Below are 14,510 nucleotides of genomic sequence, written 5' to 3' on the forward strand. Positions count from 1 at the left end.
AAAGCGGTGGGTTCCGGCCTCCGGTTGGCAGAAGATGGAGTGAACCCCCTCGATCATGCCGACCGGAGCCTGCGCGTGCTCATACGACTTCTGCGGAACCACCTGGGTCCGTACCGGAAACCGATCGCCGTGCTGGTCCTGCTGCAGCTGCTGCAGACCAGTGCGAGCCTCTACCTGCCCACGCTGAACGCCGACATCATTGACAACGGTGTCGTCAACGGCGACACCGGCTACATCCTGCGCTTCGGCGCACTGATGCTCGGCGTCTCGCTCGTCCAGCTCGTCTGCAACGTCGGCGCCGTCTACTACGGGGCCCGCACCGCCGCGGCCTTCGGCCGGGACGTCCGGGCCGGCATCTTCGACCGCGTGCAGAGCTTCTCCGCGCGTGAGCTCGGCCACTTCGGCGCCCCGTCGCTGATCACCCGTACGACGAACGACGTGCAGCAGATCCAGATGCTCGTGCTGATGACCTTCACCCTGATGGTCTCCGCGCCGATCATGTGCGTCGGCGGCATCTTCATGGCGCTCTCGCTGGACGTGAAGCTCTCGGGCGTCCTGCTCGCCGTCGTCCCGATCCTCGGCCTGTCGGTCGGGGCGATCGTGCTGAAGACCCGGCCGCTGTTCCGTGCGATGCAGACGCGTCTGGACACGGTCAACCGGGTCCTGCGCGAGCAGATCACCGGCAACCGGGTGATCCGCGCCTTCATCCGCGACGACTACGAGAAGGAACGCTTCCGCGAGGCCAACGCCGACCTCACCGGCGTCTCGCTGGCGGCCGGCAAGCTGCTCGCGCTGATGTTCCCGACCGTGATCGTGGTCGTGAACATCTCCAGCGTCGCCGTCGTCTGGTTCGGCGCGATGCGCATCGACTCCGGCGACATGGAGATCGGCCAGCTGACGGCGTTCCTCGCCTACCTGATGCAGATCGTCATGTCCGTGATGATGGCCACCTTCATGTTCATGATGGTGCCGCGCGCCGAGGTCTGCGCCGAGCGCGTCCAGGAGGTCCTGGACACCGACTCCAGCGTGATCCCGCCCACCGACCCCGTCCGCGAGCTCGCCCGCCACGGTCTGCTGGAGCTGCGCGGCGCCGACTTCCGCTACCCGGGCGCCGAGGCCTCCGTCCTGCGCGGGGTCGACCTGGTGGCCCGTCCCGGTGAGACCACCGCGGTGATCGGCTCGACCGGCAGCGGCAAGTCCACGCTGCTGGGGCTGATCCCGCGGCTCTTCGACGCCACCGGCGGCGACGTGCTCGTCGACGGCGAGGACGTACGGCGCCTCGACCCAGACCTGCTCGCCAGGACGGTCGGCATGGTCCCGCAGAAGCCGTACCTGTTCTCCGGGACCGTCGCCAGCAACCTGCGCTACGGGCGCCCCGACGCCAGCGACGAGGAGCTGTGGCACGCGCTGGACGTCGCGCAGGCCAAGGGCTTCGTGTCCGAGCTGGAGGGCGGGCTCGAAGCGCCGATCGCCCAGGGCGGCACCAACGTCTCCGGCGGCCAGCGCCAGCGGCTCGCGATCGCGCGCACGCTCGTACAGCGCCCGGAGATCTACCTGTTCGACGACTCCTTCTCGGCCCTGGACTACGCCACGGACGCGGCGCTGCGCTCCGCGCTCGCCCGCGAGACCGAGGAGGCGACCGTGGTCATCGTCGCCCAGCGGGTCTCCACGATCCGCGACGCGGACCGGATCATCGTCCTCGACGAGGGGCAGGTGGTGGGCGAGGGGCGCCACCACGAGCTGATGGCCGGCAATGAGACCTACCGGGAGATCGTGCTCTCCCAGCTGACGGAAGCGGAGGCGGCGTGAGCGGGCCCGGAGGACGGATGATGATGGGACCGCCGACGACGCGGTCCATGGACTTCAAGGGCTCGGGCAAGCGGCTGCTGAGCGCGCTGGCGCGCGACCGGGCCAAGCTGTGGGGCATGATCCTCGCGGTCGTCGGCAGCGTCGCCGCGTCGGTGACCGGGCCCAAGATCCTCGGCGAGGCCACCGACCTGGTGTTCGCGGGGATCGTCGGCCGGAACTTCGACAAGGGCCTCACCAAGCAGCAGGCGCTGGACGGCCTGCGCGCCAGGGGCGAGGGCGGGATGGCGGACATGCTGTCCGGCACCGCCTTCACCCCGGGCAAGGGCATCGATTTCGGCGCGGTCGGGGTGGTGGCGCTGTGGGCGCTGGCCGTCTTCACGGCCGCCGGTCTGCTGATGCTGGTCGCCACCCGGCTGTCGAACCACATCATGAACGGCACCGTCTACCGGATGCGCGAGGAGCTCCAGGCGAAGCTGTCGCGGCTGCCGCTGTCGTACTTCGACCAGCAGAAGCGCGGTGAGGTGCTCAGCCGGGCCACGAACGACATCGACAACATCGGGCAGACGATCCAGCAGACGATGGGTCAGCTGCTCAACTCGCTCCTGACGATCGTCGGCGTGCTGGCGATGATGTTCTGGATCTCGCCGGTGCTGGCCCTGGTCGCGCTGGTGACCATTCCGGTGTCCGCGTACGTCGCCGCGAAGATCGGCAAGAAGTCGCAGCCGCAATTCGTGGCGCAGTGGAAGACCACGGGCGCCCTGAACGCGCACGTCGAGGAGATGTACTCGGGCCACACCCTGGTCAAGGTCTTCGGCCGGCAGAAGGAGTCCGCGGCCCTGTTCGCCGAGCAGAACGAGGCGCTGTACCGGGCCTCCTTCAAGGCGCAGCTGGTCAGCGGGATCATGCAGCCGGTGATGCTGTTCATCTCGAACATCAACTACGTGCTCGTCGCGGTCGTCGGCGGTCTGAAGGTCGCCTCCGGCACCCTGTCGATCGGTGACGTGCAGGCCTTCATCCAGTACTCGCGCCAGTTCTCGATGCCGCTCACGCAGGTCGCCTCCATGGCGAACCTGGTGCAGTCCGGCGTCGCTTCCGCGGAGCGGGTCTACGAGCTGCTGGACGCTCCGGAGCAGGAGGCGGACGCGGAGGTTCCTGAGCGTCCGGAGAACCTGCGCGGGCAGGTCACCTTCGACAAGGTCGCCTTCCGCTACGAGCCGGACAAGCCGCTGATCGAGAACCTCTCGCTGAGCGTGGACCCCGGGCAGACGGTCGCCATCGTCGGCCCGACCGGCGCCGGCAAGACCACGCTGGTCAACCTGCTGATGCGGTTCTACGAGGTCACGGGCGGGGAGATAGCCCTCGACGGGGTGGACATCGCGAAGATGACCCGCGAGGGGCTGCGCGGAGGCATCGGCATGGTGCTCCAGGACACCTGGCTGTTCGGCGGCACCATCGCGGAGAACATCGCCTACGGGGCCACGCGCGAGGTCACGCGCGCCGAGGTCGAGGAGGCCGCGCGGGCGGCCCACGCCGACCGGTTCATCCGTACCCTGCCCGAGGGCTACGACACGGTGCTGGACGACGAGGGCGCCGGAGTCAGCGCGGGCGAGAAGCAGCTGATCACCATCGCGCGGGCGTTCCTGTCCGACCCGGTGATCCTGGTGCTCGACGAGGCGACGAGCTCGGTGGACACCCGTACCGAGGTGCTGATCCAGAAGGCGATGGCGCGCCTCGCGCACGGCCGTACGTCCTTCGTGATCGCGCACCGGCTGTCCACGATCCGCGACGCGGACCTGATCCTGGTCATGGAGAGCGGCTCGATCGTGGAACAGGGCACGCACGAGGAGCTGCTGCTCTCGGGCGGCGCCTACGCGCGGCTGTACGCGGCGCAGTTCGCGCAGGCGGTCGCCGAGGTCGATTAGCCGAGGTCGAGCGGCACGGCCGGTATCGGGAGGGGCGCCCTGCGGGGCGCCCCTTTTCCCGTACTCAGTCCAAGTACCCGCGCAGCTGGTCCGCGAAGGCGTGGTCGCGGAGCTTGTTGAGGGTCTTGGACTCGATCTGCCGGATCCGCTCCCGGGTCACCCCGAAGATCCGCCCGATCTCCTCCAGGGTGCGCGGCCGCCCGTCGGCGAGTCCGTAGCGGAGCTGGACGACCTTGCGCTCGCGCTCCCCGAGGGTGGAGAGCACCGCTTCCAGGTGCTCGCGGAGCAGGAAGAACGCGGCCGATTCGACCGGCGAGGCGGCGTCGCCGTCCTCGATGAGGTCGCCGAGGGCGACATCGTCCTCCTCGCCCACGGGTGCGTGCAGCGAGACCGGCTCCTGTGCGAGGCGCAGCACTTCCAGCACCCGCTCGGGGGTCAGCTCCAGGTGGACCGCGACCTCCTCTGCGGTGGGTTCGTACCCCCGCTCCTGGAGCATGCGGCGCTGGACGCGTACGACGCGGTTGATCAGTTCGACGACGTGGACGGGCACCCGGATGGTGCGGGCCTGGTCGGCCAGTGCCCGGGACATCGCCTGGCGGATCCACCAGGTGGCGTAGGTGGAGAACTTGTAGCCGCGGGCGTAGTCGAACTTCTCGACGGCGCGGATCAGTCCGAGGTTCCCCTCCTGGACCAGGTCGAGCATGGTCAGTCCGCGGCCGACGTATCGCTTGGCGACGGAGACGACGAGCCGCAGGTTGGACTCGATGAGGCGCCGTTTGGCCATGCGGCCCATGACGACGAGCTTGTCCAGGTCGAGCGTGAGCTGCAGGTCGAGCGTGGCTCCGCTGCCGAGCTTCTCCTCCGCGAACAGTCCCGCTTCCACGCGCCGCGCGAGCTCGACCTCCTCGACGGCGGTGAGCAGCGGGATCCTGCCTATCTCGCGCAGGTACTGCCGGAACAGGTCGGCGGAGGGTCCCGCTCCGCCGGAGCCTTCCGCCGGGCGCTTGCGGGGCGGGGGCACCTTCTCCAGCAGGTCCGGGCCTTCCGACTCCGCAACCTCTTCGGCCTCCTCGGCCTCCTCCTCGTGCATGGCGTCGGCCTCGGCCTCGGGCTCGGGCTCTTCGGCCACGGGCGCTTCGGCGGGCGGGCTGACGGTGACGGTCAGGCTCTGGGTCTGCACGGGGGCGACCTCCACAGGGCTCCGAGGACGGGTGCACCGCACCTCAGTGTGGGGTACGACACATCGCTGCCACGAGGGGCGTGCGACCACTTTCTGGGTCCGGTGCGTGACCCATGGTTACCCCCGGACCAGAACCCCGATGCGGATCGGACGCATGTCCGAGAGGATCGTGGCCATGTCTGTGTACGAAACGCACGTCACCGTGCGCTGCCCGGATCCGGTGGAGTTGGCGCGGCTCGAATCGTGGTCCGCGCGGCGGGAGTTGAAGGTCACGCACATCGTGCTGGCCAGGGGCCGGATGACCTCGCAGCCGATGCTGACGCTGCCCGACCGCGACGGGCACGAGGTCCTGGTGCCCGGGCTGCGCGCGGCCGGCTTCGACCCGGTCCGGGTCAAGGTGGAGACGGTCCCGTGGACCGCGGAGCCCCCGGGGCCGGGCGGCGGGTACTTCGAGCACCACCTCAAACTGCGGCTCCCCGCGGACTGGGACCGCCCGGCCCTGGAGTCCCTGGTGGTCCGGCACGCGGCACACGTCTCGTGGAACGCCCGCCGGGTCCTGCCGGGGGCGGGGCAGGAACGATTCGTGACCCAGCGGTGGCGGGGTACGGCGGCGGAGGCGGGGGCGGCGTGCGACGCGCTGGTCGCCGCGCTGCTGGGGGCCGGGTACGAAATCCGCTCGGAAGAGCGGGAGTTCGTGCTGTACGACAGTGACCTGTCGGTGGACGACGGGTGGATCGAGGAGGGGGACGCGCGATGAGCGGCCAGGAGTGGAAGCCGTCGATTCCGGGCGGCCCGGACGATCCGGCGGAGCCGGAGGCGGAGCGGCGGCGGCGGATGCACCAGCCGCCCCGGACCTTGAGGACGGGCGACAGGGGTGATCCGACCGCGGTGGCCTTCGATCCCGCCCTCAAGCACTTCTCCGAGGCGTACCGGCCGCTGGATCCGGTGATCCCGGAGCCGGCGGCGCGAGCGGCCTGGCGGTCGGCCCGACGGGCGGCGATGGACGTGGCGTTGGGCGCGGTCGGGGCCTCGGGCGATGCCGGTTCACTGGTGCTGCGCGGCAGCATGCTGATGTCCCGGTGGTTCGGGAAGATCGCGCGGGAACCGCACGACCTGGACTTCGTCGTGGTCCCCGCGGACTGGATGATCGAGGAGGACCGCACCGGGCGCATGCTGGACGCGATCGCGGCCGGGGCCGAGCGGCTGGCCCCGTACGGCGGCCTGGTGATGCCGGCTTCGGAGGCGGTCTCCGAGTACATCTGGACGTACGAACGGGTTCCGGGGCGCAGGCTGGTCCTGCCCTGGTCCGCACCGGGGATGCGGGGCGGGCAGGTCCAGCTGGACTTCGTCTTCAACGAGCACCTGCCGGCCGCGCCGGAGCCGGTGGAGGTGGCGGGGGTACCGCTGCTGGGGGCGGGCCGGGAGCTGTCCCTCGCCTGGAAGCTGTTGTGGCTGGCCGGGGACCTGTACCCGCAGGGCAAGGACCTCTACGACGCGGTCCTGCTGGCGGAGGACTGCGCGCTGCCGTACCCGCTGCTGGCGGAGGTGTTCCGGCTCTCCGGGGAGTTCGAGGTCGGCGGCGGGCAACCGGTGCCCGCGCCCGCGCACTTCGAGGAGCTCGCGCGGACGGACTGGGCCGCGTTCCACCAGGAGTACCCGGGGATCCCCGGCTCCGCCGAGTCCTACGCGGACCGCCTGCTGGCGGCCCTGGCGCCCACCTTCGCCGGAGCCCCGGAAGGGACGGCCTAGGCCGGTTCCACCCGGACCGCGCACACCTTGAACTCCGGCATCCGGGAGACCGGGTCCAGCGCCGGGTTGGTCAGGGTGTTGGCCCGGCCCTCGCCCGGCCAGTGGAAGGGCATGAAGACGGTGTCCGCGCGGATGGTGTCCGTGATGCGGGCCGGGGCGACCGCGCGGCCGCGGCGGGAGGTGACCGCGAGGGGGGCTCCGTCGACCGCGCCGATGCGGGCCGCGAGGCGGGGGTGGAGTTCCACGAAGGGGCCGGGGGCGGCCGCGTTGAGCTCGTCCACCCGGCGGGTCTGCGCGCCCGACTGGTACTGGGCGACGACCCGGCCGGTGGTGAGGAGGAGCGGGTACTCCGTGTCCGGCACCTCGGCGGCGTCGCGGTGGGAGACGGGCACGAAGCGGGCCCGGCCGTCCTCGGTGGCGAAGCGGTCCAGGAAGAGGCGCGGGGTGCCGGGGTGGGGCCCGGCGGCGGGGCCGGGCTCCGCCGGGCAGGGCCAGAAGACGCCCTGCTCCGCTTCGATGCGGGCGTAGGTGATGCCCGAGTAGTCCGCCGGGCCGCCCGCCGAGGCGCGGCGCAGCTCCTCGAAGACCTGCTCGGGCTCGCTCGGGAAGGCCTTCGGCATGCCCAGGCGGGTGGCCAGGCCGTGCAGGACCTCCAGGTCGGAGCGGACCCCCGGCGGCGGGGTCAGGGCCCGGCGGCGGAGCAGGACGCGGCCCTCCAGGTTGGTGGTGGTGCCGGTCTCCTCCGCCCACTGGGTGACCGGGAGGACCACGTCGGCCAGGGCCGCGGTCTCGGACAGGACCACGTCGGCGACGGCCAGGAAGTCCAGGGAGCAGATGCGGTCCTCTATGTGGCCGGCGCGGGGGGCCGAGACCACCGGGTTGGAGCCCATCAGGAGGAGGGCCTTGACGTCCGAGCCCAGCTCGTCGAGGAGTTCGTACGCGCTGCGGCCGGGCCCGGGAAGGTCGTCGGGGTCGATCCCCCAGACCCCGGCGACGTGGGCCCGGGCCGCCGGGTCGGTCAGCTTGCGGTAGCCGGGGAGCTGGTCGGCCTTCTGGCCGTGCTCGCGGCCGCCCTGCCCGTTGCCCTGGCCGGTGAGGCAGCCGTAGCCGGAGAGCGGCCGGCCGGCCCGGCCGGTGGCGAGGCACAGGTTGATCCAGGCTCCGACGGTGTCGACCCCCTTGGACTGCTGCTCGGGGCCGCGCGCGGTGAGCACCATCGCGGATTCGGGCGCGCAGAACATCGCCACCGCGTCGCGGAGTCTGGGGACGGGGACGCCGGTGATGCGCTCCACCAGCTCCGGCCAGTGCGCCATCACGGCCGCGCGGGCCTCCTCCCAGCCGCTGGTGCGCCCGGCGATGAACTCCTCGTCGGTGTGGCCGCCGGCGACGACGAGGTGCAGCAGGCCGAGCGCCAGCGCCAGGTCGGTGCCGGGGCGCGGGGCCAGGTGCAGGTCGGCCTGTTCGGCGGTGCGCGTGCGGCGCGGGTCCACCACGATCAACGTGCCGCCGTTCGCGCGGAGTTCCCGGAAGAAGCGCAGCGCGGGCGGCATGGTGTCGGCGGGGTTGGAGCCGACGAGGATGACGCAGCCGGTCCGGGGGATGTCCTCCAGCGGGAAGGGCAGCCCCCGGTCGAGCCCGAAGGCCCGCTGGTGCGCGGCGGCGGCCGAGGACATGCAGAACCGGCCGTTGTAGTCGATCTGCGAGGTCCCCAGCGCGATGCGGGCGAACTTCCCGAGGGCGTACGCCTTCTCGTTGGTCAGCCCGCCGCCGCCGAACACCCCGACCGCGTCTGCCCCGTACGACCGCCGCGTGCGGGCGAGGCCCTCGGCGACGGCGTCCAGGGCCTCCTCCCAGGTGGCCGGCTCCAGCCGCCCGGCGCGGGTGCGGACGAGCGGCTCGGTGAGGCGCATCCGGGAGGAGAGCACGGCGGGGGCGGTGCGGCCCTTGCCGCACAGCGCGCCCCGGTTCACGGGGAAGTCGGCCCGCTCCTCCACTGCCACGCCGCCGACCGCGCCCGGCTCGGGGCGCAGGTTCATCCCGCACTGCAGCGCGCAGTACGGGCAGTGCGTGGCGGTAACGGACTCCGAGGTGTGCATGCGGCCCAGCGTGCGTCGGCGGTGTTACACGGGCCGCCGCCCCGCGTTACGAGTCTGCGTGCTCCGCCTCAGCGTCCGCCGCCGGCTCCGGTGAGGCCCTGCGCAGTGGGGGGCGGCAGAGGACCTCCACGTACACGATCCGGCCGTCGACGGCGTCGACGTGCAGCATGCCGCGCTCGGGGAGCAGGGGCACCGTGCGGTGGCCGGGCCCGAAGGGCGTGCCCGGCGGCGGGCATCCGAATGTCCGCCGGGGCGCCGGGGCCGGGTCACTGGCCCGTCAGGTACTTCACCGTGAGGCCGGCCGTCCAGCCGCCGTCGACCGCGAGCTCGGCGCCGGTCATGTAGCCCGCGGCGTCCGAGAGGAGGAAGGCGACGGCGGCGGCGATCTCCTCGGGGAGGCCGACACGGCCGAGGGGGGCGCCGGGGTAGTTGCCCTCGCCCGCCCGGATGCCGACCGGGGCCGTCATTGGGGTGAGCGTCATGCCGGGGTGTACGGAGTTGACGCGGATCCGGGACTCCGCGAGCTCCACCGCGCCGATCTTCGACAGTCCGCGCACGCCCCACTTGGAGGCTCCGTAGCCGGCGGTCAGGGCGAGGCCGGTGAGGCCTGCGGCGGAGGAGATGTTGACGATGGAGCCGCCGCCGTTCTCCCGCATCAGCGGGATCGCGGCCTTGATGCCGATGAAGACGCCGACCAGGTTGATCTCGACGACCTTGCGGAAGTGCTCGACGCTCTCGTGCTCCAGGAACGCGCCGGAGGCGATGCCCGCGTTGTTGACCAGTCCGTCGATGCGGCCGAATACGGCGAGGGCGAAGGCGAGGGCCGCGTCCCAGTCGGATTCGCTGGTCACGTCGTGACGCAGGAAGCGCGCCGCGTCGCCGAGCTCGGCCGCCGTCTCGGCGCCCTCGGCCTCCAGGACGTCGGTGATCAGCACCTTGCCGCCGCCGTCCACGACGGCCCGCGCGGCCGCCGCGCCGAGGCCCCGGGCCCCACCGGTGACGACGACGACCTTGCCGCTCAGATCCACAACAGCCACGGTTCCACACCCCTGACGCACGAGACAGATCGGTATATGACTAATCGGCATATGCCGATCGCGGCGTCAGTCTGCCACGGAGGCCAGGGCGCGCGACACCCCCTCCTCCTTCGGCCCCAGGAACCGCGGCTCCGGCTCGAACACCGCGTCCAGTGCCGCCTTGCCCGCCGCGAAGACCTCGCGGGCCCCGCCGTAGTACCAGGTCGCGTCGTGCACGTCGGACACCCCGACCCCGTAGGAGTCCACGCCCGCCGCCCGGCAGAGCGCGACCGCCCGGCGGATGTGGAAGCCCTGGCTGATCAGCACCGCCCTGTGCACGCCGAACACCTCCCGGGCCCGGACGCAGGAGTCCCACGAGTCGAAGCCGGCGTAGTCGCTGACGACGCGGGAGTCGGGCACCCCGTGGCCCGTCAGGTACGCGCGCATCGCGTCGGGCTCGTCGTAATCGGTACGGCTGTTGTCGCCGGTGACCAGGACGACCCTGACCTTCCCCGCGCGGTAGAGCTCGACGGCGGCGTCGAGGCGGCGCGCGAGGTACGGGGTGGGCCGGCCGTTCCACAGCCCGGCGCCGAACACCACGGCCACCTCGGCGGCGGGCGCGTCGGCGGTGGTCCGCAGCCGGGGCCCGGCGGACGCGTGCGTCCACGCCGAGGGCAGCAGGGCCAGCACGCAGCCCGCCATCACCACCCGCACGGCCCGCCGCCGGGCCCGTACGGTCCGGGGCACCGTGATCCGTACGGCCCCCAGCCGGCCCCCTACGGCCTTCAGCCGGCCCCGGGTCGCCCCGAACAGGTCACGTACCGCTGCGCGCTTCAATGCAATGCCCTCCTGGTGGTCCTGTCGACTACGGACGCGCGGACGCCCCCGGCGGTTTCCCCGAGGCCAGCGCCTCTCGGGGTACGCCGCCCCCGGCGCCGGAGGAGCTGGATTCCCCCCGCCGTCCACCCCCCTGTGAGCAGGTGGAAAACACCCGTCACGCCCGCGCAACGCACCGGCAACCTGCCGCGCGCAGGATCGGTTCATGACGGAGCCGGCGCACCCTCCCGAATTCCTGCCCATGCCCCTTCCGCCCGCGACCACCGCGGAGCTGCTGACCCGGATCACCGCCCAGCTCGGTACGCAGCTCAGCGGGCTGCGTCCCCGACACCACGCAGGAGTCCTCCCATGCAGCAGCCCGCCCTCGTCGCCGTGGCCCACGGCAGCCGCGATCCGCGCGCCCTCCACACCGTCGAAGCCCTGCTCGAACGGGTCCGTGAGCTCCGCCCCCGCCTCGACGTCCGGCTCGGTCACATCGAGCTGAACCACCCGCTGCTGGAGCGCACCCTCGACCGGGCCTCCGGAGACGCCGTCCTCGTACCGCTGCTGCTCGGCCGTGGCACCCACGTCAAGCGGGACCTGCCGGCCGCCGCCGCCCGCGCCGGGCATCTGCGGGCCCGTGTCGCCGCCCCGCTGGGCCCGCATCCGCTGCTCGTCGAGGCCCTGTACGAGCGGCTCGTGGAGGCCGGCTGGAGCCCCGGGTCGGCGGTGGTGCTGGCCGCCGCCGGGTCCCGCGACCCCGACTCCGGCGCCGATGTGCGCGCCACCGCCGACCTGCTCTCGGAGCGCCTCGGCGGGGTGCCCGTGGTGCCCGCCTACGCCTCGGGCACCGCGCCCTCGGTGCCCGCCGCCGTACGGGCCCTGGCCGCGCGGGGCCTCCACCCGGTCGCGGTCGCCTCCTACTTCACCGCCCCGGGCCGCTTCGCCGCCGCGAGCGCCGCCGCCGCGCCGGGTCCGGCCGCCGCCCCGCTGGGCGACCATCCGGCGCTGGCCCGGCTGGTGCTCCAGCGCTACGACGAAGCCGCCGCCGCGCTCGCAGGGCCCGTAGCGCACGAGGAGCCGCTCGAACTGGCCACCGCCTAACGGCCGGGTTGGGTCCCAATCGCTCGGATTGCTCCTCTTGCCTCGTCTTGTCGGTTCGTGCGGTTACCGTTTGACCATGGAAGGCATGGAAGGCACCACCGCACCTGTCCGACCCGCCCTCGACCTGCCCGGCGAGCCGTACGATCCCGCCGATACCGAGCGCTGGGCCACCGAGCCCGACAAACGGCCCGGGCGGACCGCCTTCCAGCGTGACCGCGCCCGCGTGCTGCACTCCGCCGCCCTGCGCCGGCTCGCGGGGAAGACCCAGGTGGTGACCCCGGGGACGCGTTCGTACGACTGGGACGCGAGTCCCCGTACGCGGCTGACGCACTCCCTCGAATGCGCCCAGGTCGGCCGGGAGCTCGGCGCCGCGCTCGGATGCGATCCCGACCTGGTCGAAGCCGCCTGCCTGTCGCACGACATGGGGCACCCGCCCTTCGGCCACAACGGCGAGGAAGCGCTCAACGAGTTCGCCAAGGACTGCGGCGGTTTCGAGGGCAACGCCCAGTCGCTGCGCCTGCTGACCCGGCTGGAGCCCAAGCGGTTCGTCCCCGATCCGGTGAGCGGCGAACTGGTCAGCGTCGGGCTCAATCTCACCCGGGCCTGCCTGGACGCCGCCACCAAGTACCCCTGGGCGCGCGGGGACCACCCCACCGACCCCGGTTCGGTGAAGTTCGGCGCCTACGAGGACGACCTGCCGGTCTTCGACTGGCTGCGCCGCGGCGCACCCGCGGACCGCAAGTGCTTCGAGGCGCAGGTCATGGACTGGTCCGACGACGTGGCGTACTCCGTCCACGACTTCGAGGACGGCCTGCACGCTGGCCACCTCGACCCGAACCTGCTCTTCGCCGAGCCCGAGCGCACCCAGATCTGGCGGGTGGCCATCGGCCGGTACGTGCCCTCCGACACCGAGCCGGAGGAGCTCCGCGAGGCTCTGGACCGGCTGATGGAGGAGGAGTGGTGGCCGCACGGCTACGACGGCTCGGCCGTGGCCCAGGCCCGGCTGAAGGACGCGACGAGCCAGCTGATCGGCCGTTTCTGCCTGGCCGCCGAGGGCGCCACCCGGCAGGCGTACGGGACCGGGCGGCTGACCCGGTACGCGGCGGAGCTGGTGGTGCCGCGCGAGGCCCGCAACGAGTGCGCGGTGCTGAAGGCGGTCGCCGACCTGTACGTCATACAGCGCGACGAGCAGGAGCGGATCCGCGCCGATCAGCGCATCGTCCTGGCCGAACTGGCGGAGGCCGTCAGCGCCCGCGCGCCGGAGGGTCTGGACCCGCAGTTCCGTGCGATCTTCGACGCGGCCCCGGACGACCGGGCCAGGAAGCGGGCGGTCGTGGACCAGCTCGCGGCCCTCACCGACGCCTCCGCGCGCTCCCTGCACGCCCGCCTCACCCAGCGCGCGCGACGCGCCGAAGGGTGAGGCGATCGGGCCACTCCCCCTTCACGCGGCAGGCTCGGTGCGGGACGCTCGCATGTGGTCGCATGTGGCGCAGAGGTTATGAGGAGGCATCAGGTGGTCGACGCACACCGGACGTTCGTCATCGTCGGCGCAGGGCTCGCCGGGGCTAAGGCGGCCGAGACGCTGAGGTCCGAGGGGTTCACGGGGCGGGTGATCCTGATCGGCGACGAGCGCGAGCATCCCTACGAGCGGCCGCCGCTCTCCAAGGGGTACCTGGCGGGCAAGGAGGAGCGCGAGAGCGTCTTCGTCCACGAGCCGTCCTGGTACGCGGCCTCCGACATCGAGCTGCACCTCGGCCAGCCCGCGGTCCAGCTCGACCGGGAGGCCAAGAAGGTGGTGCTCGGCGACGGCACGGCACTGCCCTACGACAAGCTGCTGCTCGCCACCGGCGCCGAACCGCGCCGACTCGACATCCCGGGCACCGAACTGGTCGGGGTGCACCACCTGCGCCGGCTCTCGCACGCGGAGCGGCTGCGCAAGGCCCTGGCGGGCCTGGGCCGGGACAACGGGCACCTGCTGATCGCGGGCGCCGGCTGGATCGGCCTGGAGGTCGCGGCGGCGGCCCGCGGGTACGGGGCCGAGGTCACCGTGATCGAGCCGGCGCCGACCCCGCTGCACGCGGTGCTCGGTCCGGAGGTCGGCCGGCTCTTCGCCGACCTGCACACCGAGCACGGGGTCCGCTTCCACTTCGGTTCCCACCTGACGGAGATCGTCGGGCACGACGGCATGGTGCTGGCGGCCCGTACGGACGACGGGGAGGAGCACCCGGCACACGCGGTCCTCGCGGCGATCGGGGCCGCCCCGCGGACCGCGCTGGCGGAGACCTCGGGCCTGGCCCTGGTGGACCGGGAGCACGGGGGCGGGATCGCCGTGGACGCCTCGCTGCGCACCTCGGACCCGGACGTCTTCGCGGTCGGGGACGTGGCCGCCGCGCACCACCCGGTGCTGGGGGCCCGGCTGCGGGTGGAGCACTGGGCGAACGCGCTGAACGGCGGGCCGGCCGCCGCGCGGGCGATGCTGGGGCAGGAGGTCTCGTACGACCGGGTTCCCTACTTCTTCTCCGACCAGTACGACGTGGGTCTGGAGTACTCGGGGTACGCCCCGGCGGGCGGCTACGACCAGGTGCTGATCCGCGGGGACGCGGGCAAGCGGGAGTTCATCGCCTTCTGGCTCTCGGACGGCCGGGTGCTGGCCGGGATGAACGTGAACGTGTGGGACGTCACGGAGGACATCCAGGCCCTGATCAGGTCGAAGGCGCCCGTGGACCGGGAGAAACTGGCGGATCCGTCGATTCCGCTTTCGGCCCTGGTTCCGGCGGAAGGGGCCTGACGGGATTGTCCCCGCCCGGCCGTAGACTGG

11 protein-coding genes and 1 pseudogene are annotated in these 14,510 nt (G+C 72.5%); 7 read left to right on the top strand and 5 right to left on the bottom strand.

Annotation, left to right across the window (positions count from 1 at the left end; translation table 11 throughout):
• Nucleotides 1-75 precede the first annotated feature (75 nt).
• On the top strand, nt 76-1,809 hold the full coding sequence (locus tag OG435_RS15910; protein WP_266877505.1) for an ABC transporter ATP-binding protein: 1,734 nt from the start codon (nt 76-78) through the stop codon (nt 1,807-1,809).
• Nucleotides 1,806-3,731 carry an ABC transporter ATP-binding protein gene (locus tag OG435_RS15915; protein WP_266877506.1) on the top strand — a complete coding sequence of 642 codons (1,926 nt, stop codon included), beginning with the start codon at nt 1,806-1,808 and terminating at the stop codon, nt 3,729-3,731. Before OG435_RS15910 ends, OG435_RS15915 begins: the two co-directional genes overlap by 4 nt.
• Before the next feature lie 64 nt (nt 3,732-3,795).
• Here the strand turns inward: OG435_RS15915 and OG435_RS15920 are convergent, their stop codons facing one another.
• On the bottom strand, nt 3,796-4,911 hold the full coding sequence (locus OG435_RS15920) for an RNA polymerase sigma factor (protein ID WP_266877507.1): 1,116 nt from the start codon (nt 4,909-4,911) through the stop codon (nt 3,796-3,798).
• A gap of 175 nt (nt 4,912-5,086) precedes the next feature.
• On the opposite strand from OG435_RS15920, the gene OG435_RS15925 reads away from it, so the two are divergent.
• Both OG435_RS15925 and OG435_RS15930 read left to right on the top strand, forming a co-directional pair.
• Nucleotides 5,087-5,668, top strand: coding sequence for a hypothetical protein (locus OG435_RS15925; RefSeq protein WP_266877508.1), 582 nt, complete (start codon nt 5,087-5,089; stop codon nt 5,666-5,668).
• Entirely contained in the window at nt 5,665-6,660 is a 996-nt protein-coding gene (locus OG435_RS15930; protein WP_266877509.1) for a nucleotidyl transferase AbiEii/AbiGii toxin family protein, read from the top strand. The genes OG435_RS15925 and OG435_RS15930 overlap by 4 nt, the downstream gene beginning before the upstream one ends.
• Here the strand turns inward: OG435_RS15930 and OG435_RS15935 are convergent.
• The 4 genes from OG435_RS15935 to OG435_RS15950 all read right to left on the bottom strand — a co-directional run bounded on the left by OG435_RS15935 (nt 6,657) and on the right by OG435_RS15950 (nt 10,474).
• Nucleotides 6,657-8,756, bottom strand: coding sequence for a molybdopterin oxidoreductase family protein (locus OG435_RS15935; RefSeq protein WP_266877510.1), 2,100 nt, complete (start codon nt 8,754-8,756; stop codon nt 6,657-6,659). The genes OG435_RS15930 and OG435_RS15935 overlap by 4 nt on opposite strands.
• A gap of 46 nt (nt 8,757-8,802) precedes the next feature.
• A complete protein-coding gene (locus OG435_RS15940) occupies nt 8,803-8,949 on the bottom strand; it encodes a hypothetical protein (RefSeq protein ID WP_266877511.1) in 147 nt (48 codons plus the stop codon).
• A gap of 73 nt (nt 8,950-9,022) precedes the next feature.
• The gene (locus tag OG435_RS15945) at nt 9,023-9,844 is read right to left on the bottom strand and encodes a glucose 1-dehydrogenase (RefSeq protein ID WP_266877512.1); all 822 of its coding nucleotides are present in this window, start codon (nt 9,842-9,844) and stop codon (nt 9,023-9,025) included.
• Nucleotides 9,845-9,859: 15 nt separating this feature from the next.
• Entirely contained in the window at nt 9,860-10,474 is a 615-nt protein-coding gene (locus OG435_RS15950; protein ID WP_266881777.1) for a SanA/YdcF family protein, read from the bottom strand.
• Nucleotides 10,475-10,814: 340 nt separating this feature from the next.
• Here OG435_RS15950 and OG435_RS15955 point away from each other — a divergent pair.
• The 3 genes and pseudogenes from OG435_RS15955 to OG435_RS15965 all read left to right on the top strand — a co-directional run bounded on the left by OG435_RS15955 (nt 10,815) and on the right by OG435_RS15965 (nt 14,480).
• A pseudogene (locus OG435_RS15955) lies at nt 10,815-11,692 on the top strand (sirohydrochlorin chelatase).
• Between the two features lie 76 nt (nt 11,693-11,768).
• A complete protein-coding gene (locus OG435_RS15960) occupies nt 11,769-13,112 on the top strand; it encodes a deoxyguanosinetriphosphate triphosphohydrolase (protein ID WP_266877514.1) in 1,344 nt (447 codons plus the stop codon).
• Between the two features lie 93 nt (nt 13,113-13,205).
• On the top strand, nt 13,206-14,480 hold the full coding sequence (locus OG435_RS15965; RefSeq protein ID WP_266877515.1) for an NAD(P)/FAD-dependent oxidoreductase: 1,275 nt from the start codon (nt 13,206-13,208) through the stop codon (nt 14,478-14,480).
• Nucleotides 14,481-14,510 lie beyond the last annotated feature (30 nt).

Source organism: Streptomyces sp. NBC_01264 (assembly GCF_026340675.1).
GTDB lineage: Bacteria > Actinomycetota > Actinomycetes > Streptomycetales > Streptomycetaceae > Streptomyces.